The sequence below is a fragment of the Pseudoalteromonas sp. ABV4_021 genome, from assembly GCF_056159365.1.
On record NZ_JBSWVB010000001.1, the window covers coordinates 681,276 to 700,872 of the forward strand.

Sequence of the window (19,597 nt, forward strand, 5' to 3'; positions counted from 1 at the left end):
TGATGGCGTTTTGTTATCATGAATGGATAATTTTATAACGACTTCGCCTATGAAACTCAGTAATTTACTTATTATTGCAGGGGCATTTGTTGCAACAGAAAGTGCTGCAAAACCCACTGTATATTTGCCTTTGGGCATAGACGCCCACTTAGAAAGCCAACTTGATCGCATGTTTGTACTTACCCGTGGTACGCCTATGCATAAGCCGTATGCGTTAAGTGAAGTCGACCTTGCACTTAGGCAACTAAAACAAAAAGACAGTAGATTGTATCGTTACTTAGTGGGCGAGTTGAAACGTTATCGTGGTGAAGACAAAATCAGCCGTTATGGTTTACGAACTACAGCAAGTAGCGGTGATACGATGCCGATTGCTAACCAGCGCGGTTTAACAACCGATGAATATGCGCAAGGTTTTTTCGAAGGTATTTGGCGCCCTAATGACTTTATGTTGGCACAAATAGGCGTAGATTACCGCGTTAAAGGTCAAGACTTAGTCGCTTATAATTCGACACTGAGCATGGCTGCAGCAAACCTGCAACTAGATATTGGTTACAGAGATCACTGGTATTCACCATTTAAAAATTCGGCGCAAATTATGTCGAATAACGCACAAATGCCAATGAGTATTTCACTAGGCACGGTTGAGCCGCTTAATAACTGGTGGAACCTCGATTTTGAATTGTTTTATACCGAACTCGATGAAGTAAAAGAGGGTATTCAGTATCAAGGTGAATGGCACGACGGCAGCCCTGAACTTGTTGGAATGCATGGTTCAATTGAACCGCTACACGGCTGGAAAATAGGCTTTAACCGTGTGATGCAGTTTGGTGGTGGCCCGCGTGAGACGGATATCAGTGATATCTTTAAAGCATTTTTTGACCCATCAGGTAACGACAATGCTGATAATGACTTGAGCACAGACGATGAATTTGGTGACCAAATGATCTCGTTTACCTCTAGTGTTTATTTTGATTGGGTAACACCAATTGAGATTTATGCAGAATATGGTGCTGAAGATACCTTGCATGGCAGCAATTTTAAATTTGGCAATCAAACCATTTCATTTGGTATGTTCTTACCAAAATTTAATTATAACTCTTCATTAAGATATGAATATAACAAGTGGAATACTGCATGGTACGTTCACCACTTATATAAAAATGGGAACACTAATGAAGGCTTCAAATTTGGTCATTTTGCAGCTGACAATCGTAATTTCGGCGATGGTGTACCGGCTGATGTACACACCATTAATTATGATTATTTTGAATCGGTATTGAGCTCTTGGCAGTTTAAGCTAAGCACGCAAAATAATGACAGCGACGATTACCAGCGCGCTTATTCGTTATCTGTGCTTAACAGTCGTAAAGTCGGTGAATACCGTGTTGAAACCAGTTTAATGGGTGGAAAAAACGTTTACGATGAAAGTTATGGTTATTTATCTGTAACCATGTTTTGGTAACCATTGAGTATGGCCTAGAGTTCGATCTAGGGTCTGTTGACCTTTCAAGTTCGTTTTTGCAGTAGTTTGATTGGGTTTTATACAAGGCAGAGGCTGCGTGGCATAGTTATTCTATGTGAGTCAGCCGATAACACAGTAGAAAACCCAATCAAGCGCTGCCGGACGGTTCTTTTGAGCGTACTTTTTTCATTGTTGCTTATATGGATGCAGGTAAGGGGCGTGAGCAGGACGCGGAAGCTTTGCTCGATATTCGCTTAGATTGCTAGGCCACACATCGAGCGTCGCGATAAAAGCACGCTCAAAGAGAACAAAAATAGAACAGTAAAGGTGGGCAGACCTTAGGCTAACTTCAGAATATTCTCAGCAGCAACGACGACTTCCGAAGCGGCAATATTATCAACTCGCTTTTTACCCTCAAGAACTGAGTTTGCTTTAAGCGGGCGCCAGCTAGATGCCGACTCTCTAATCAATGCGATCTGTGGCAGTGATAAGCTGCTTGCGATATGCATAATCGCAGTTTCAACAGAAATGACTAAGTCGCAGGCTTGCATAACACTCGGTAGCTCAAAGAAATCCTTAGTTGCTGAAAATGCTTCTACAGCAATGTTTGTTTGCTGTGCACACCAGTTAGAAACTTCACCAAATTTATGCGGCGGCGCGTTTAACACAAACAGTGTATTAGGTGACTTTTCAGTTAGTTTTGCTGTTAATTCAGCTAATTGTGATAGTTGCCAGTCACGTTTTTCATTAGTCGAAATATGATTAATGAAAATAGTCGGCCCATTACTTAAGTTCTTAGCGTTACGCCATGCGTTAATTTGTTGTTTGCCTTGTTCACCCAGTGAGTTTGTGACCAAAATTTCGCGAGAGCGCTGTTGTTCATCAAGCGAAACAGCAAACAGGCGAGAAAAAATATGGTTATAAAAATCACTAATATGCTGGCTGGTAGCTAATTCAGACAGTGCAATTGTAGTACTTAATGATTTGTACTGGTTGCGATAAAACAAACGCGACAAAATATTTTTAGGCTCGGTGCCAACTATGGTGGCGTTTGCGTTGATTGCTTGTGCTACTTTTAAATAGGCTGGTGCGCGTGTAGTGGCAACAAAGACAATAAAATCATACTGCTGATTTTTTGCATCAGCGATTAATTGCTCTCTGTGCTCGTTACTACTGGCAATGGGGTATATGGTATTTAGGTGGTTCTCTTTTGCTAGCCACTGCTGCAAAGTAGAGTTCCTGCCTGAATGCCAAGATTTTTTCTTGTTGCGACAATCGTCAATCCACACGTCAATTTGCACATCAGGGTACTGCTTTGATAGGGCTTTTAGAAATGCGCCCTGATAGACATAATCACCTAATGCAAGGTGAGTCATGTAGAGTACTTTACTGCCTTTTTTGAGAGTCAGTTCAGGAACTTGTATTTGAGTTGTGGTTGAATGCTTGCTTTGATGCACTTAAATCTCCCTGCGCATGAACGGGAATTGTAACAAACAACCCTGCTGCAAGGGTAGTAAATTTAAAGATTCTTAAAAGTTTAACAAAGCCATTTGTTAAGATTGGTTAACAAGCCTCGCCATTTTAAGACGATTCGTTATAAAATGAAGTTAACTATTTATAGATGCAATAAACATAGACCTATGGAAGCGATTACAAACTCATACTTAGCAAGCTTAGAACGTCACCGCAAAGTGTTTGCTATTATGGAGCAATACCAACAACAATCACTATTACTGTTACAAGCTTGCCAAGAAACCTTAGATAAAGGCGGCAAAGTAATTTGGTTTGGTAATGGCGGCAGTGCAGCTGACTCGCAACATTTAGCCGCTGAGTTTGTAGTGCGTTATAAGAATGAACGTGGTCCTTTAGCATCCATTGCACTTACAACGGATACGTCAATTTTAACCGCGCATGCTAATGACTATCACTTTGATACGGTATTTGAACGCCAAGTTCAGGCACTTTGCAAAGCAGAAGATTTAGTGATTGGTTTAACGACTTCAGGCACCAGTGCCAATATTAATCTCGCACTAGAAGCGGCAAACAAAATTGGTGCCTACACGGTGGCATTAACCGGTCGTGATGGCGGCAAGGTAAAAGACATCGCACGTTTACCCATTATTATTGCAAACGATGAAACTGCCCGTATTCAAGAAGCGCATATGTTTATTGGCCATTGGTTATGTGAAGCAATTGATATGCTAGTTGCCCAAAAGAGCTAAGTGTTGATTATGGATTTATCGTATTTTAATCAGTTATCAAACAGCAAAATTTTAGTTGTTGGCGACGTTATGCTAGATCGTTACTGGCATGGTGATACTGGGCGTATTTCACCTGAAGCGCCGGTGCCAGTGGTAAAAGTCAGTGGACTTGAAGATAAAGCTGGTGGTGCGGCAAACGTTGCAAAAAATATCGCACACCTTGATGGTAAGGTAAGTTTGCTTGGCATTATCGGCGATGACGATAACGGACACAGTCTTGAGGCATTACTAAAGTCAGAGAATATTGATTCTCAGCTTATTCGTCAGTCAGAGGCGCCAACAATCGCAAAAATGCGCGTTATTAGCCGTCACCAACAAGTCGTGCGTCTAGATCTTGAAGAGCGTTTTAGCGAAACCCATTCACAGCTCTTGCTTGAGCAGCTTAAAACCCTGATTCACGATTTTGATCTGGTGGTATTTTCTGATTACAACAAAGGCTCACTGCATTTAATTGCGGATATGATTGCCGTTGCAAAAGGTGCAGACAAAACGGTTTTAGTTGACCCGAAGTCAAAACAGCTGGCGGATTACCGCGGAGCCGATTTTATTACGCCAAATCTTACTGAGTTTAAAGCGGCTGGTGGTGTTGTAGGTGATGAAGCAACAATCACGCAAAGTGCGCGCGATATTATTGCTGAGTGTGGTTTAGGTAGCATGCTGCTAACGCGTTCAGAGCAAGGTATGTCGCTAATTACGCCGAGTGAAAAACACGATTTTGCAGCGCAAGTATTAGAAGTGTCAGATGTTACGGGTGCCGGTGATACGGTAATCGCAACATTGGCGGTAATGTTAAGTACAGGCATGCCAGCAGCGCAAGCCGTTGAAATTGCAAACATTGCAGCAGGCTTAGTAGTTGCAAAACTGGGAGCTGCCACAGTATCACCAGAAGAGCTAAGTGCTAAACTAACGCAATATTTACGTGAAACTGGTGAGCAGTACCAAGCGCCAGCACAAGAAGTACTGCATCATATTGAGCTAGCTCGTCTGCGCGGTGAAAAAATTGTCTTTACCAATGGTTGCTTTGATATTTTACACGCAGGGCATGTGCGCTATTTGGCGCAAGCTAAAGCGCGTGGTGATAAGTTAGTTGTGGGTTTGAACAATGACGAGTCGATTAGCCGTTTGAAAGGGCCAACGCGACCTATTAATCCACTAGATGAGCGTGCCACCGTGATCAGCGCGTTAGCATCGGTAGATTGGGTGATCCCGTTTGGTTCTGAAGCCGAAAATGACACCCCGGCTAAGCTGATTGAACTTGTAAAGCCAGATGTTCTGGTGAAAGGCGGCGATTATAAAGTGTCGGAAATTGCAGGCGCTGATTTTGTACTTGCAAACGGTGGTCAAGTTGAGGTGCTGGAATTTGTAAATGGCTGCTCAACATCGAACGTTATTCATAAAATTCAAAGCGATAGCGAGTAACCACCTCTTTATTGGCGCACTAAGCAGTTTTTAGTGCGCTGTTATACACCTCAAAAAACACCTGCCAATCTTTTTCTTGCCAATAAAATTGTGTATTGCGATTAGCTTCTTTATCGAATGAGCGATTTAGGCGTGTAATATTACTTTGTGCTTCTTGTGGGTTGAATGCAGCACGAGTGCCACGGTCAAAATCGATTAAAAAAATGCGTCCATCACTAATTAAAATATTATTGATATTAAGGTCGGCATGATTAACGCCGTGATTATGAAAATCGGCAATCGTTTTGGCGCAATCAGTAAGCTCTTTTTCACTTAGTGCTCGGATTTTTAGCACATCGAGCAGACTTTGCGAGTGTGGTATTGCCTCGGTAATAATATCTCCACGATAGATTAATCCCGATTTTACTACCTTAGCTGCAATTGGTTTAGGTACGGACAGGCCAATATTCTCAAGCTCTACTAATAACTTGAATTCTTGGTATGTTCTTGTTTTTTCAAAGCCCAAATACAGGTATTGATCGGACAATAGTTTACCAATTAAGCCACCACGCCAGTAATGGCGAAGTACACCCGTTGTGTTACCACAATTAAAAAAGTAAGTTGTTGCACGGCCACGTTTTTTGGCGCTAATCAAATCATTACGGCTTAAATATTCAACATCAAATAAATTGGGATCGAACGTACCGTCCAAGTTCCTTGGGGTAATGATGGTGGCTGAACCGTGTTTTTGAAATGACAGCATGGCGATTTAAACTAAATAGTAATTGCGTGCAAAAAGGGATTATACCAAGTTTTAATTTACGTTAAACTGCACGCATCTATTTATATGTTTTTAGGTAAATTGTGAGCTTACAAGGGCCGTTCAACGATATTTGTATTTTACGTCTTTCAGCAATCGGTGATGTATGTCATGCCGTTTCCGCGGTGCAGGCAATTCAGCGTCATTACCCAAACGCTAAAATTACATGGGTTGTTGGAAAAATAGAGGCGATGTTATTAGCTGATTTACCGGGAGTTGAGCTGGTTGTTTTTGATAAAAAACAAGGCAAAGCGGCTTATCACTCACTTAAAGAACATTTTAAAGGACGTAAGTTTGATGTGCTATTGCACATGCAAGTTGCGCTGCGTGCAAATTTAGCGGCGCGTGTTATTCCTGCAAAAGTAAAAGTTGGATTTGATTGGCAGCGCGCTAAAGAAGGCCACTTTTTATTTACTAACCACCGTATTGCGGCTGAGAAAGAAGCGCATGTTCTCGAGGGTTTTCGTGGTTTCGCAAAAGCCATAGGTGTGCCGCATTATGAGCCATCGTGGCAGATGCCAGTAACCCAAGATGACAGAGACTTTGCTGAAGAAACATTATCGCCACTTGGCGATAATGTATTGGTGCTTTCGCCTGCTGCAAGTAAAGCTGAGCGCAATTGGTTACCAGAGCGCTATGCCGAAATAGCGGATTATGCGGTGCAGCAAGGATTTAGTGTGGTTATAACGGGCGGCCCTACAGAGCTCGAAGTCACACTAGCAAAGCAAATTGAAAGTGCGATGAAATCAACAGCACTTAACCTTGTTGGCAAAACAAACTTAAAACAATTGTTATGCGTGTTAGAAAGTGCTTCCCTTGTCATTGCGCCAGATACCGGTCCTGCACATATGGCAGTGACTATGGGTACACCGGTAATTGGGCTATATGCACATTCGAATCCGGCACGTACTGGACCTTATTTATACCAAGATTATGTGGTTGAGGTTTATCATCAAAACCTAAAAAAGCAAACGGGCAAAACAGCAACCCAATTGCCATGGGGTACACGTGTAAAAGGTAAAGATCTAATGCAACAAATTAGCGTAGACAGCGTTAAAGAGATGTTTGACCGTGTTGTAAATGAAAAGGCATTGTAATGAGTGACAAGGCTGTTTTTCTCGATAGAGATGGTGTTGTTAACGTTGACCACGCCTATGTTTATAAAATTGATGATTTTGAATTTATTGTAGGTGTATTTGAAGCGTGTCAGTTATTTCAGGCCGCGGGTTACAAAATTGTAATCGTAACGAATCAGTCAGGTATTGGGCGCGGTTACTATACTGAACAAGATTTTCATACACTTACCGATTGGATGGTGGCGCAGTTTAAACAACGTAATGTGGAAATTAGCAAAGTCTACTTTTGCCCGCATCACCCAACGAAAGGTGTTGCACACTATAAACAGCAATGTGATTGCAGAAAACCAAAGCCAGGCATGCTCTTACAAGGTGTGAAAGAACTCGAGCTGGACCCATCAAAATGCATTATGTTTGGCGATAAAGGCTCAGATATGTTAGCTGCAAAGGCGGCAGGGTTTAGTAAGAAGATTCTTGTTCAGTCCGGGCAATCGTTTGACGCGCAAACTATGGCGTTAGCTGATGACGTGTGGCAATCGCTGAATTGTGCCAGTGAAAAGTTTAGTGAAAACACCTAGGATTAATTAGTGAACTATTTAAAATGCAGTTTATTAAACTGCATTTTTATTTGGTTTTAGTTTTATCTACTTTTCTAATCGCATTTACTAGTATTAAGTGCATTTATCAACCTAACCTTTTACAATTACCCCTTTAAATATAAGCTACAATTTTAAGGCTTAGCATTCGCCGTTTTTAACGTATGTGTGGAAAACGTGCGAGCAACCCGTTCTATTAGGCATTGGAGACTTTGGATGAGAGCATCTGCATTTTTTGATCAGCTTAAACAACAGATTGAACAAGTAAAAGAAGATGGATTATACAAAAGTGAACGTGTAATCACGTCACAACAACAAGCTGAAATTGAAGTTGCATCTGGCGACTCAGTAATCAACTTTTGTGCAAATAACTACTTAGGTTTAGCAAATCACCCAGAGTTAATTAATGCGGCAAAAGCTGGATTAGATGACCACGGTTTTGGTGTGGCATCAGTACGCTTTATTTGTGGTACACAAGACATTCATAAAACGTTAGAAGCAAAAATCAGTAATTTCTTACAAACTGAAGATACCATTCTTTATTCATCTTGCTTCGATGCTAATGCAGGCCTTTTTGAAACAATTTTAGGCCCAGAAGATGCGATTATTTCTGACTCGTTAAACCATGCATCAATTATTGATGGTGTTCGCTTATGTAAAGCAAAACGTTTCCGTTATGCCAATAACGACATGGCTGATTTAGAGCAGCAATTAATTGCTGCTGATGAAGCGGGTGTTAAAACCAAACTAATTGCTACAGATGGTGTGTTCTCAATGGACGGCGTTATTTGTAACTTAGAAGCGTTATGTGATTTGGCTGACAAATACGATGCACTGGTAATGGTTGATGATTCGCACGCGGTGGGTTTTGTTGGCGAAAACGGTCGCGGTACACCTGAGTATTGTAATGTAATGGACCGCGTAGATATTATCACGGGTACATTAGGTAAAGCGCTAGGTGGTGCATCGGGCGGTTATACGTCAGGTAAAGCTGAAATTGTAGAATGGCTACGTCAGCGTTCTCGTCCTTACTTATTCTCAAACTCTCTTGCGCCTTCAATCGTTACAGCATCAATCAAAGTACTTGATATGCTTGCAGATGGTAAAGAGTTGCGCGATACACTTTGGCAAAATGCGGCGTATTTCCGAGAGCAAATGGAAGCGGTTGGCTTTACTTGTGCAGGTAAAGATCACGCAATTATTCCTGTAATGTTAGGCGATGCTAAATTAGCAGCTGAAATGGCTGATAAGTTACTGGCTGAAGGCATTTACGTAACAGGTTTCTCATTCCCTGTTGTACCAAAAGGGCAAGCGCGTATTCGTACACAGATTTCCGCTGCGCATACCCGTGAGCAACTAGATAAAGCAATTGCTGCATTTACCCGTATTGGTAAAGAATTAGGTATCATTTAATTTGATATTGGCCTGTTAGATAACAGGCCTTTTTTGTGAGTAAAAAGATGAAAGCATTATCAAAACTTAAAGCTGAACCAGGGATCTGGATGACAGAAACGGCTAAACCGGAAGTTGGCCACAATGACTTATTAATTAAAATCCGCAAAACAGCGATTTGTGGTACGGATGTACATATCTACAAGTGGGACGAATGGTCACAAAATACCATTCCTGTACCTATGGTTGTGGGTCACGAATACGTTGGCGAAGTAGTGGATATGGGCCAAGAAGTTCGTGGTTTTAAAGTGGGTGATCGCGTATCAGGTGAAGGCCATATTACTTGTGGTCACTGTCGTAACTGTCGTGCCGGTCGTGTTCACTTATGTCGAAACACTACAGGTGTAGGTGTAAACCGCGAAGGTGCATTTGCCGAATACCTAGTTATTCCTGCATACAATGCGTTTAAAATTCCTGACAACATCCCTGATGAATTAGCATCAATTTTTGACCCATTTGGCAATGCTGTTCACACAGCACTATCGTTTGATTTAGTCGGTGAAGATGTACTGATCACAGGTGCTGGCCCTATTGGCATTATGGCGGCTGCTGTTGCTAAACATGTGGGTGCTCGCCATGTGGTGATTACGGATGTAAACGAATACCGTTTAGACCTTGCACGTAAAATGGGTGCAACACGCGCGGTAAACGTGGCGAACGAGAAATTAGAAGATGTGATGAATGAGCTTGGTATGACAGAAGGCTTTGATATTGGCCTTGAAATGTCAGGTGTACCGAGCGCGTTTAATAGCATGCTAAATAACATGAACCATGGCGGTAAAATTGCCATGCTAGGTATTCCACCATCAGATATGGCGGTTGACTGGAATCAGGTTATTTTTAAAGGGTTAATTATTAAAGGTATTTATGGCCGCGAAATGTTTGAAACTTGGTACAAAATGGCAAGTTTGATTCAATCTGGCTTAGATTTATCACCAATTATTACTCACGAATTCCACATTGATGACTTCCAACAAGGCTTTGATACGATGATTTCAGGTCAGTCAGGCAAAGTTATTTTAAATTGGGATTAAGCTATCGCTTGATGATATTATAAAGGGAGCATTTGCTCCCTTTTTTATTGAGGTATATATGTCATACAAACATATTTCAGTGTCGCAAACAGCAACACTTCTTACAAATGACAATGTTGTTATTGCCGATATTCGTGATCCAAATAGTTTCAGCTCAGCACGTATTCCTGGATCTGAGCGCTTGTCGAATGAGAATTTGGCACAATTTTTAAATGAAAAAGATTATGAGCAACCGATAGTTGTTGTGTGTTACCACGGTATTAGTTCACAAAGTGCTGCGAACTATCTGGTTGAGCAGGGTTTTGAAGATGTTTACAGCATGGACGGTGGCTTTGCCGCGTGGGGTACTGAGCAAGCTGATAATGTTGAGTCAGGTGCGTAATCATTGTGAAGCAACTTACTACGCTAAGTAATGTAAGGGCTGCACAAGGTTTTTGTGATTACCTCAATAGCATTAATATTCACTGTGAATCAAAGCCAATTAACAGAGAAACCGTTGTATTGCTGGTGTCAGAGAGTCAGTTTGAAGCCGCTGAAAAAGAGTTAGCGCAATTTCAAGCCAACCCTAACCAAGCAAAGTATCTTGAGGCATCTTGGCAGGTTGGTTCAACCAATAGTGGGCTAAGTTATGGCGGCAGCTCACTTAACTTGGTACCGCGATTTTTAAAGCTATCACTACTTATCCAGAGCGTGTCATTGTTATCAATTTTGGTATATGGGGCGTTTGTTTTAGGCGGTTTTGAGTGGTTGTTTCCATACCTTCAGTTTGCCCCTAATGCACCACATACTTGGCTTGCGCCCACTATTATGCATTTTTCAGCAATGCATTTAATTTTTAATTTGATGTGGTGGATGTACCTTGGCGATAAAATAGCAGAGCGATTAGGTAAACGCTTTTTAGTGTTGGTATTTATTGTTACTGCTCTTGCCAGTAACTGGCTTCAGTTCGTGTTGGTGAATGCTAACTTTGGCGGCCTATCAGGTGTGGTTTATGGTTTATTGGGTTTTTGTTGGTTGTATGGTCATATTACTGGCAATAGCAAATTAGCCGTTAACCCATCCATTGTTGGCTTTATGTTGGTGTGGCTGGTACTAGGTTTTGCTGACGTGTTGTTTATCAATATGGCGAATTGGGCACATTTAGGTGGATTGATTGCCGGTGCTGTACTTGGCGTATTAGCTGCAAGTAGTCATAAAAAAAGCAAGGTTAATTAACTTTGCTTTTCTTTTTATTTAGTAATACAGGTACTTAGTAAATAGCACATCGTGCACAACTTCTTGCCCTGTCTCTTCTTTTAGTAACTCTTTTATTCGCTCGCTGCAACGTTTGCGAATTTCCTCACGGCCAGTTAATGATTTAACGTGTTCTTCTTGCTCTTTGCTAATGATTTCTACAATCGCATCACGTAATAAAGGTGAGTGGTGTTCAACCACTTCTAAATTACCCATATCTTTAATCATTAGTTCAACTGTTACTCTAACGTAACCTAATTTTTTATTTGACGTCGCAATGTAGTTAGTAATGATATCTGGCTCAAAGCCAAAATAACCAAAATTAGACGCAGCCTCGGCCTTAGGCGTTGATAGTGATAAAAAAAGTGTAATTAGAAATATCGATAGGCTACGCATTGCGTGACTAACACCTTGTTTTTCCCATAGTAACTTAACAATAATAATACTTGATTATGGGCTTTTTACTAGTCACTTAAACGTAATTTAATTGAAAATTTAATTTACCATTTAGCTCACTGTTATCCAGTGCTAAAATGGTGCGATTTTTTTTCGCAGCAGGTTATTGTGGTAACTTTCCCTTTAGATATTTCGGCTCAGTGGCATCAAAATTTTACCCAGCTAAATAGTGTGCAGAGTGAGTGGTTGTTAGAAACCGGTTCGCTTACTGCTAAGTTGAAGCAAACGTTTTCGCAATTTAGTGTGCGCGTGCTAAGTGAAAAGCACATTACGCTCAGCGCACAGCAAGCCAATGTATTAGGTGCTGAGCAGCAAGCTGCGTTATGCCGCGAAGTTATTTTATATGGCGATGAAAAACCACGGGTGTATGCGCAAAGCTGGATCCCACTTGAGCAATTAACTGACAATAGTCTGTTTTTAAATTTGGGAGAGCGTCCGCTCGGTGAGTTTATTTTTCAGCACCCTAATTTAGTGCGGGAAGATTTAATGATCACCCAGTTTTCGGGCAGTGCACAACTTCACTCGTTACTACAAGACTTGTCGCTTGAAATCGCTGATGTTTCAGCTCGTCGCAGTGTATTTCATTTAGCAGACCTAAAACTAATGGTGTGTGAAGCCTTTTTACCAGGAGCATTTGAATAACTATGATCCAGCTAACATGGCAAAATCGTGATGCTTATAAAGCCTTAATGCGCACTGATAAACCAATCGGTACCTTGCTTTTGTTATGGCCAACATACTGGGCACTATGGCTAGCGAGTTCTGGTGTGCCAGATTTAACGATTTTGCTTATTTTTAGCGCTGGTGTATTTGTTATGCGCAGCGCTGGCTGTGTAATTAATGACTTTGCTGATCGTAAAGTGGACGGTTTAGTTAAACGCACTCATATGCGCCCATTAGCATCCGGTAAAGCAACACCCCTAGAGGCGATACAACTTTTTACTCTTCTGATTTTAATAGCATTTATCTTGGTGCTATTTTTAAATTGGCAAACCGTGTTACTGTCGTTTGGGGCGTTAGCATTAGCATTTTGTTATCCCTTCATGAAGCGCTATACCCATTTGCCTCAAGTCGTACTCGGCGCCGCATTTAGTTGGTCGATTCCAATGGCGTATATGGCTGTGCTTGGTGAAGTACCAGAGGAAGCGTGGTGGCTGTATTTTGCTAACCTCGTTTGGACTGTGGCATACGATACCATGTATGGCATGGTGGACAGGGACGATGATGTGAAAATTGGGGTTAAATCTACCGCTATTTTGTTTGGCCGTTTCGATAAAGCCGCGGTATTTATACTGCAAATCGCTTTTTTACTGACTTTAGTATTTATTGGTTTCAACCGCAATTTGCCATGGCCATTTGACGTTGGCGTGTTGCTATCAGCATTTTTGTTGGCGCATCAGCAAGCAAAAATTAAGCACCGCGACCGCGATGCCTGTTTTTGGGCGTTCTTAAACAATAATTACGTTGGGTTATTTATATTTATGGGCATAGCTGCAAGCTTTATTGGTTAGGGTCAACAAAGTTTGTGCTTGAATTATTCTTTCTAAACCAACCAGCAATAGAGTAGCGAGTGTTACCAGCTGCTAATACTTCGTGCGGAAAGCGTTCACTCTCAAAACAAATTAACGTACCAGCCTTAGGTGCTACTTTAGTGAGTGGTTCTTTGCCTTTTTCAGGGTAAATTAATAACTCGCCGCCTTGGCTTGGGGTATTTAAATAGCAAACTGTGGTAAATACACGGTTTGATTTACCTTTAAACGCATCTAAATGCTTCTTATAAAAATCACCTTGCTGATAAATCGCAAAATGGCATTCGTAATCAAATAGGCCAAGGTAAAAGCTTTGGTTGATTGCTACTCTAATTTGCTCCATAAGGGCTAGGTAACTTGTTTCGGCAGCTGTTTCACCATTAAACCATTTTGTTTTATCGCTACGAATTGAGCTTGCTTGCTGTAAATCCTGATGGCGTCCGATTTTAGCGTGTTGAAATTGTGTTTCTTGCGCTTCACATTGCTGTTGTAATTGAGTTATTAACTCTGCAGAAATCGCATTTTCGATAATGCAATAGCCGTTTTCTGCTATGTTATCGAGCAGATTGTCGAGGTATAAAAAGGTCTCGGGTGAGCAGTTCATAAATAACGCCAAATATAAAAATTGGCGTCATTTTAAAGAACATTTAGTCAGTTAGAAAGTTGCTTTTGCAAGTTCAATTTCTGGGCGAGCACCAGCTTCTAACGTAATAAAGTTTAAAAGCTCAGAAATATTAGGTGCCGTTAGATTCGCTTTTGCAATTTGTAGCTCTAAGTTGAGTTTTTCAGATTGCTCAATCATTTCGCTTAAATTTACAAGTTCTTCATTGTTCGTCACTTGCTGCATTAAATCGAGCGTAGTGAGTGCTATGTGATTACGGTCGCTTAATTTATTAACCACTTGCTCAAACGTACCTAATCGTAATGAATCTTGTTTGTTAAGATTAGTTGCTGCCTGATTAATTAACTTACCAAGTGCTTGATTAGTACTTACTGTTGCTAACATAGGTAGTTTGGTTATTTGTGATAACTGTACCGGGGAACTTTGTAAAATAGGGTGGTCTTTATGGCAGAACATCACCACTTGTTCTGGCAGGCTAAACATTTCACCTGAGCTTGTTGCGATAGGCGCATTAATTGCTAAATCAAGTTGACCATTTCGAATATTCTGCAATAACGTATCGGTATCTTGTAGTTGCATTTCAATTGAAATATTCGGGAATTGTTGCATAAATTTGCCACACGCTTGTGGTACTAAACCAATGGCTTCTGGGCTATACCCAATCACTATTTTTTCGTTTTTGGCTTCGGTAAATTTACTTAATTTTTGTTTAAGTAATGCATGATTATCGAGCGCTTGTTGGCAGTACTGTAAAAATACTTCGCCCGCGGCGGTTAGCTTAACCGAGCGCGTCGAACGTGTTAATAAATTGCAAGCGAGATCTAATTCAAGCGTTTGAATGCTGCGGGTAAGGGCTGATGTGCTTAAGTTACACACCTCTGCAGCTTTGCGAAAATGTTGATGATGGGCAAGTGCAATAAATTGTTCAAATTGCTCTATACGCATGATTACTCCTGTAAACTAAAATCCGTGATTGTTGCTAATGAGAACATAATTAGGGTACAAATACCATTGCTAAAGTGTAATTAATTATTAGAGTTATCATTCTACGTAAATGAATGATAACGAAGTTAAAAGTTACACATTAGAGCAAGACTTTGGACTTAGTAAAACACTACTTTAGTTTGTTGTGTTTTTTATTCAGTTTACCGACGTATTTTTAATATTGGTTAATGCGTCATTAGGAATAGTCGCAACCGTAAAGTTAGAACGAAAAAGTAAATAAAACGGCTAATTGTTTTTCTCAATCGGGAAATTGATCTCTTATTGCTAAAAATTCATCGAGGTTATCAATAAAAATCTCAATTAGTTTGGGATCAAACTGCTTACCTTTTTCATCTTTTAACAGTGTAAGTATTTTATCGAGCGGCCAAGCGGGTTTGTAGCAGCGTTCGCTGCCAAGTGCATCAAACACATCTGCAAGTGCGGTAATACGCCCTGATATATCAATATCTTCACCAGCAAGTTGCTGCGGATAACCCTTGCCGTCCCAGCGTTCATGATGTTCGTACGCAATCGTCGCGCCTTGTTTTAAAATTTCATTAGTTGAGTTTTTAAGTATGTCATAGCCAATCTCAGCGTGTGATTGCATGATTTCCCACTCTTGCGCGTCATGCTTTCCGGGTTTATTGAGAATATGATCAGGGATGGAGATTTTACCAATATCGTGTAGCGGTGAAGCAAGCTTGATAATTTCCGCCTGATACGGGGTTAACCCATACTTAATTGCAAGCAAATAACTATAATGGGCGACACGTTTTACGTGGCTGCCTGTTTCTTTACTGCGTTTTTCAACGGCTTCCCCAAGAATATAAGAGAGCTCTTTTTGTGACTCTCTAATGAGTTCACGAAGCCGTAAGTTGTCGTATGCAAGGGCAATGTTATGGGCAAAAAACTCTAGCAGTTGATGGTCTGAAGCGTTTAAATCTGATGACTTACTGACATACAGCATAGTCTCTAAGCCGCCTTTTGTTGGGAAATAGCCAACATATTCCTGCGGTGTTTTAAACGATGATTTTGTATTGTGTGCTTGCTCGAATAAATTGCCAATTTCGCTTGGTACGTCTTGCTTTGTGTTATCAGCACCCGAGCAAGCTAGTAGTTTAAAATCTGTTGCATTATCGGTCTGCGAGTTGATTGCTGCGGCACAGTAAATCTCTTTATTGCTGTGACCAATTACACCTGAAACATGCTCAAGAATTGAGGATGCAAATTCGTTAACCGTTTCACACTCTAAGAATTTAGCAGAAGCATTAATGATGTTTTCAAGTCCCAATTTATGTTGCTCAATAATGCAAATATCGCGATAAGAGCGAAGGGCAGAGTACAACAATGTTTTGAGTTTTATTGCAGTGAGTTCAGTTTTATTTTTGTAATCGTTAATATCGTAATCACGAATCACTGACTCTTCAGGGGCTTCACCTGGTTGTCCGGTACGTAAAATCAGGCGAATATCGTGATTATCGGCGTCTTCGCGAATATAACGAATGAGATCCAAACCAGCGTGGCTAGTTTCCATCACTACATCCACTAACGCTACGGCAACCTCGGGCAACCCTTTAAGCATTTGCATTGCCTCAGCGGCAGTGTATGCGTGGTGAAAGATCAGCCGCTTATCTTCAAACGTAAAGCCGTTTAGAACCAGCTTGGTGACCTGATGAATATCTTCTTCATCATCAACTACCAAAATATTCCAACTCTCGTCGTTTGACGCTTTTGCAATGTCATCAATTTGCTCTTCGGCAAATAGAAAGTCCGTCACAGTCGCTGCTCTAATTTATGAACCTTGTTTAAAAGTATAGAAGCAAAAAACTAGAGTAGTGAAATATTAAATGTCACAAATATTACGTCGCGTTGTGAGGCTAGGGCTGTTATATGGCATTGTCCTCATTATCAATAACAGGTTTACTTTCTATATTATTGAGTTCGATTTCGATAGCCTGACAAGAGATATGTATTTCGTAAAGTGACAACACCAAAGAGTACAGCAAACACGCTAAACTTAAACCAAATAAGCTTGTACCCAGCAAGTTTTGTGTGATAAATACTGCGAACATGGCTGCGGTGCAAAGCAAAAAGGAAAGCACACCAAAAAACTGCATGCGGCGAATCAAATTTAGGCGGTCGCGAAGGTTGGAAATTTGCGCCTTCACCATAGCGCGAATTTCATTGCCATTTTCACGAGAATTTAGTTGCCTAATTAGCTGTGCAAGTACCAAAAAACGGTTGGTATATGCTAGTAAAAGCAATGATATTGCTGGAAAAAGCAGCGCTGGGGTGGTTAAGTTTAGTTCAATTGTCATACCGTTTTAATAATTTCTTTTTTAGTAATAAATACTTATTTTCTTTATTTTACAACTAGGTTATTCCATCCGACTATATTGTAGGCTAGACTAAAGCGCAAAAATAACACGATTAAATCTCATCGCTATAGTAAGCAGTGCCAGATTTTATTGTCTACACTTATCTTTGATTTTTATTATTCATAACAACGAATGATAACAAAGAAACTTTATACGTAAATTGGATTACATTAGAGCAATAATAATAAAAAGCTCAGAGGGGGATACATGGGTGAAAATAAGAGCAAGCAGTTAAATGAAGTGCTGAGTGCTTTAAACAGTTTATCGCCTAGTGATGTGTTTAATCTTGCAGCAGAAAAAGTGAATGCAAGTCAAGAAAGTATTGAGCAACAGGTTGCTGACGCAATTGAGTTCGAACATCCGTATATTTCTGAATTAAGTCAAACCTTTACGACGAATATCGCGCCGATATTGCAAACTCTTTTACTGAGCGCGAGTCAACAGGCGCTAGAAAAAGGTCATCAAGCGGCAATGGTTCAACATCAAAATGATGAAGATGAGCACATTCAGCAGCTTGAAGCGCAACTTGCCGAATTTAAAAAGAAAGCAAATCAATTAGAGCTGGATAACGAATCGCTAGAAGAGGCGATTGCAGCGAAAGAAGCCGAGCTTGGAAAAGTAAGTGACGAATTAAGCTCTCAATCAGAGCAGCAACAAGGCGAACTAAGTGGCAAAATTGCCGAGCTTACAGAAAGTCTTGAACTTGCAGAGTCGCAGCTTCACAAACAAAAAGAACAAAACGAAGCGCAGTCGAACAAGCTTAAACAGTTGATTGAAGAGCGCAGAACAGAGCATCAAAGCCAAGATCAAAAGCTGGTTGAAGTGAAAAAAGTATTTACTGATGAAATTGAGCTGTTAAAGCAAGAATCAACCAGTAAAGACGAAGTTATCGAGAAATTAAAGCAACAGCTTGATGACGTAAGCGGCGAGCTAGACTCAGTACATGAGAAGCACCAATCACTGTCGCAAGAAGCGAATAAAGACAGTGAAACATTGCGCTCGATGTTAGAAGACAAAGAAAAATCACTGCAACAATACGAGAAAGATAAAGCAGAACTTGAAAGCCAAGTGAAAGAGCAATCAGAGGTTGTTGGTAAACTTGAAGAGCAAAACAAACTGCTTTCATCTGATATTGAACAGCACAAAGAGCAAGTTAGCGAACTGTCTGAGAAGTTAACGCAAATCAGTCAAGAAAGTGAAGGTCGCTTCAACGATTTGAAGAAAGACTTGAGCCAAGAAGCAAGCGCGCTTAAAGAAAAAGTGAAAGCGCAAGCAGATGCTCTTTCAGAAGAAACATCTAAAAACCAAGAGTTAATGGAAAAGCTCACACTGCTTGAAAACGCGAAGCAAGATGATCAAGATTTAATTTCGCAGTTACGCCGTCAGTTAGAAGCGCAAGACACTGCGCTTAACCGTGAACAAGGTCGTAACTCAAGCTTGCTAAGTCGTATTGAAAAAGATACTCAACAAGCACGTGGTGCTTATGAGTCAATACGTAGCGAAAACATTGGTTTAACGGACCGCGTAGAAGAGCTTGAAGCAAAAGTAACCGAATTTAAGCTTAAGTTTGAATACGCACAGAAGCAGCTTAACCAAGAATAACAGTTAGAATAGAAAAAAGGCGTGCTAATTAGCACGCCTTTTTTATGTGTTTTAAGTCGAATCTTGCTACAATTCGCCTAATTAAATTTTAGACTGAACAATAATGAAAAAACCTAATAACTTTCAGCGCATTCGCGAACTTAACTATGTACAGCAGGCATCATTAGCAGCGGCAATGATCGAGCGAATGCTGCCTAATTATTTGTTATTTAGTGAAGCGTTAGAGTTTGGTAATGGTACAGAGTTGCGTAATGCTCTTAACTCATTATGGGAAAAACTATTATTGCCAAAAGCTAAAATTAGCTTAGAAAAATTAAACGAAAAGGTTGAACAAAATACGCCTGATCTAAACGACTTTGATATGTTTGGCGTATACCCTGCAATTGATACGTGTACTGCGTTAATTACCTTAATTAATGGTATGCAGCAAAAAGAAGAAGCTAACTTTGTCGATGTGTGCAAAATATCGCAAGCAAGTGTGGCGAAGTTTATTGAATACCAATTAACATCTGAAGGTGAATTAGCCGATAACGCAGCGCTTCGTGCTCATCCCCTAATGACCTATGAAATGGAAGTGTTGGCAGAGTTGATTGATAAAGTTGAATCGTTTGAACGTATCGACAAAGTTGCAGTGAAAGCGTTAAAGCAATTAGCAATTGCTGATGGTCAAAGCAATATCGGTATTGAAATTTAA

20 protein-coding genes are annotated in these 19,597 nt (G+C 40.6%); 13 read left to right on the forward strand and 7 right to left on the reverse strand.

Annotated elements, in window-relative coordinates; genetic code table 11:
- Positions 1–49: 49 nt before the first annotated feature.
- On the forward strand, positions 50–1,462 hold the full coding sequence (locus ACXAFE_RS03195; RefSeq protein WP_475148546.1) for a capsule assembly Wzi family protein: 1,413 nt from the start codon (positions 50–52) through the stop codon (positions 1,460–1,462).
- A gap of 338 nt (positions 1,463–1,800) precedes the next feature.
- On the opposite strand, the gene ACXAFE_RS03200 is transcribed toward ACXAFE_RS03195, so the two are convergent.
- Complete coding sequence (locus ACXAFE_RS03200; RefSeq protein WP_475148550.1) at positions 1,801–2,919, reverse strand: glycosyltransferase family 9 protein; 1,119 nt, start codon at positions 2,917–2,919, stop codon at positions 1,801–1,803.
- A 183-nt stretch (positions 2,920–3,102) separates the two neighbouring features.
- Between ACXAFE_RS03200 and ACXAFE_RS03205 the strand changes: the two genes are divergently transcribed.
- Together ACXAFE_RS03205 and hldE are read left to right on the forward strand one after the other, a co-directional pair.
- Complete coding sequence (locus tag ACXAFE_RS03205) at positions 3,103–3,684, forward strand: D-sedoheptulose-7-phosphate isomerase (RefSeq protein ID WP_475148553.1); 582 nt, start codon at positions 3,103–3,105, stop codon at positions 3,682–3,684.
- Between the two features lie 9 nt (positions 3,685–3,693).
- Positions 3,694–5,142, forward strand: a complete 1,449-nt coding sequence (gene hldE, locus ACXAFE_RS03210) for a bifunctional D-glycero-beta-D-manno-heptose-7-phosphate kinase/D-glycero-beta-D-manno-heptose 1-phosphate adenylyltransferase HldE (protein WP_475148555.1) — start codon at positions 3,694–3,696, stop codon at positions 5,140–5,142.
- A 19-nt stretch (positions 5,143–5,161) separates the two neighbouring features.
- Here the strand turns inward: hldE and ACXAFE_RS03215 are convergent, their stop codons facing one another.
- A complete protein-coding gene (locus ACXAFE_RS03215) occupies positions 5,162–5,884 on the reverse strand; it encodes a 3-deoxy-D-manno-octulosonic acid kinase (protein WP_475148558.1) in 723 nt (240 codons plus the stop codon).
- Between the two features lie 101 nt (positions 5,885–5,985).
- On the opposite strand from ACXAFE_RS03215, the gene ACXAFE_RS03220 reads away from it, so the two are divergent.
- From ACXAFE_RS03220 to glpG, 6 genes are all read left to right on the forward strand, one after another.
- Positions 5,986–7,038, forward strand: coding sequence for a glycosyltransferase family 9 protein (locus tag ACXAFE_RS03220; protein WP_475148561.1), 1,053 nt, complete (start codon positions 5,986–5,988; stop codon positions 7,036–7,038).
- Positions 7,038–7,595, forward strand: coding sequence for a D-glycero-beta-D-manno-heptose 1,7-bisphosphate 7-phosphatase (gmhB, locus tag ACXAFE_RS03225; protein WP_475148566.1), 558 nt, complete (start codon positions 7,038–7,040; stop codon positions 7,593–7,595). Before ACXAFE_RS03220 ends, gmhB begins: the two co-directional genes overlap by 1 nt.
- A 234-nt stretch (positions 7,596–7,829) precedes the next feature.
- Positions 7,830–9,026, forward strand: coding sequence for a glycine C-acetyltransferase (locus ACXAFE_RS03230; RefSeq protein WP_010560850.1), 1,197 nt, complete (start codon positions 7,830–7,832; stop codon positions 9,024–9,026).
- 47 nt (positions 9,027–9,073) lie between these two features.
- Positions 9,074–10,099, forward strand: a complete 1,026-nt coding sequence (gene tdh, locus ACXAFE_RS03235; RefSeq protein ID WP_054978625.1) for an L-threonine 3-dehydrogenase — start codon at positions 9,074–9,076, stop codon at positions 10,097–10,099.
- A gap of 58 nt (positions 10,100–10,157) precedes the next feature.
- On the forward strand, positions 10,158–10,481 hold the full coding sequence (glpE, locus tag ACXAFE_RS03240) for a thiosulfate sulfurtransferase GlpE (protein ID WP_475148570.1): 324 nt from the start codon (positions 10,158–10,160) through the stop codon (positions 10,479–10,481).
- Between the two features lie 5 nt (positions 10,482–10,486).
- Positions 10,487–11,314, forward strand: coding sequence for a rhomboid family intramembrane serine protease GlpG (glpG, locus tag ACXAFE_RS03245; RefSeq protein ID WP_475148573.1), 828 nt, complete (start codon positions 10,487–10,489; stop codon positions 11,312–11,314).
- Between the two features lie 18 nt (positions 11,315–11,332).
- Here the strand turns inward: glpG and ACXAFE_RS03250 are convergent, their stop codons facing one another.
- A complete protein-coding gene (locus ACXAFE_RS03250) occupies positions 11,333–11,728 on the reverse strand; it encodes a flagellar basal body-associated protein FliL (protein ID WP_395390259.1) in 396 nt (131 codons plus the stop codon).
- Positions 11,729–11,896: 168 nt separating this feature from the next.
- On the opposite strand from ACXAFE_RS03250, the gene ACXAFE_RS03255 reads away from it, so the two are divergent.
- Both ACXAFE_RS03255 and ubiA read left to right on the forward strand, forming a co-directional pair.
- On the forward strand, positions 11,897–12,430 hold the full coding sequence (locus ACXAFE_RS03255; protein WP_475148579.1) for a chorismate--pyruvate lyase family protein: 534 nt from the start codon (positions 11,897–11,899) through the stop codon (positions 12,428–12,430).
- A 2-nt stretch (positions 12,431–12,432) separates the two neighbouring features.
- Entirely contained in the window at positions 12,433–13,299 is an 867-nt protein-coding gene (gene ubiA / locus ACXAFE_RS03260) for a 4-hydroxybenzoate octaprenyltransferase (RefSeq protein ID WP_475148582.1), read from the forward strand.
- Here ubiA and ACXAFE_RS03265 read toward each other — a convergent pair.
- From ACXAFE_RS03265 to ACXAFE_RS03280, 4 genes are all read right to left on the reverse strand, one after another.
- The gene (locus ACXAFE_RS03265) at positions 13,289–13,921 is read right to left on the reverse strand and encodes a 2OG-Fe(II) oxygenase (RefSeq protein ID WP_475148585.1); all 633 of its coding nucleotides are present in this window, start codon (positions 13,919–13,921) and stop codon (positions 13,289–13,291) included. The two genes, ubiA and ACXAFE_RS03265, sit on opposite strands and share 11 nt — an antisense overlap.
- A 51-nt stretch (positions 13,922–13,972) precedes the next feature.
- Positions 13,973–14,884: a LysR family transcriptional regulator gene (locus ACXAFE_RS03270; protein ID WP_475148587.1), complete on the reverse strand. Its 912-nt coding sequence runs from the start codon at positions 14,882–14,884 to the stop codon at positions 13,973–13,975.
- 298 nt (positions 14,885–15,182) lie between these two features.
- On the reverse strand, positions 15,183–16,700 hold the full coding sequence (locus ACXAFE_RS03275) for a DUF3369 domain-containing protein (RefSeq protein ID WP_475148593.1): 1,518 nt from the start codon (positions 16,698–16,700) through the stop codon (positions 15,183–15,185).
- Between the two features lie 109 nt (positions 16,701–16,809).
- The gene (locus ACXAFE_RS03280; RefSeq protein WP_475148597.1) at positions 16,810–17,241 is read right to left on the reverse strand and encodes a DUF2721 domain-containing protein; all 432 of its coding nucleotides are present in this window, start codon (positions 17,239–17,241) and stop codon (positions 16,810–16,812) included.
- A gap of 267 nt (positions 17,242–17,508) precedes the next feature.
- Between ACXAFE_RS03280 and ACXAFE_RS03285 the strand changes: the two genes are divergently transcribed.
- The gene (locus tag ACXAFE_RS03285; RefSeq protein WP_475148600.1) at positions 17,509–18,903 is read left to right on the forward strand and encodes a hypothetical protein; all 1,395 of its coding nucleotides are present in this window, start codon (positions 17,509–17,511) and stop codon (positions 18,901–18,903) included.
- 103 nt (positions 18,904–19,006) lie between these two features.
- Entirely contained in the window at positions 19,007–19,597 is a 591-nt protein-coding gene (locus ACXAFE_RS03290) for a YjaG family protein (protein WP_475148607.1), read from the forward strand.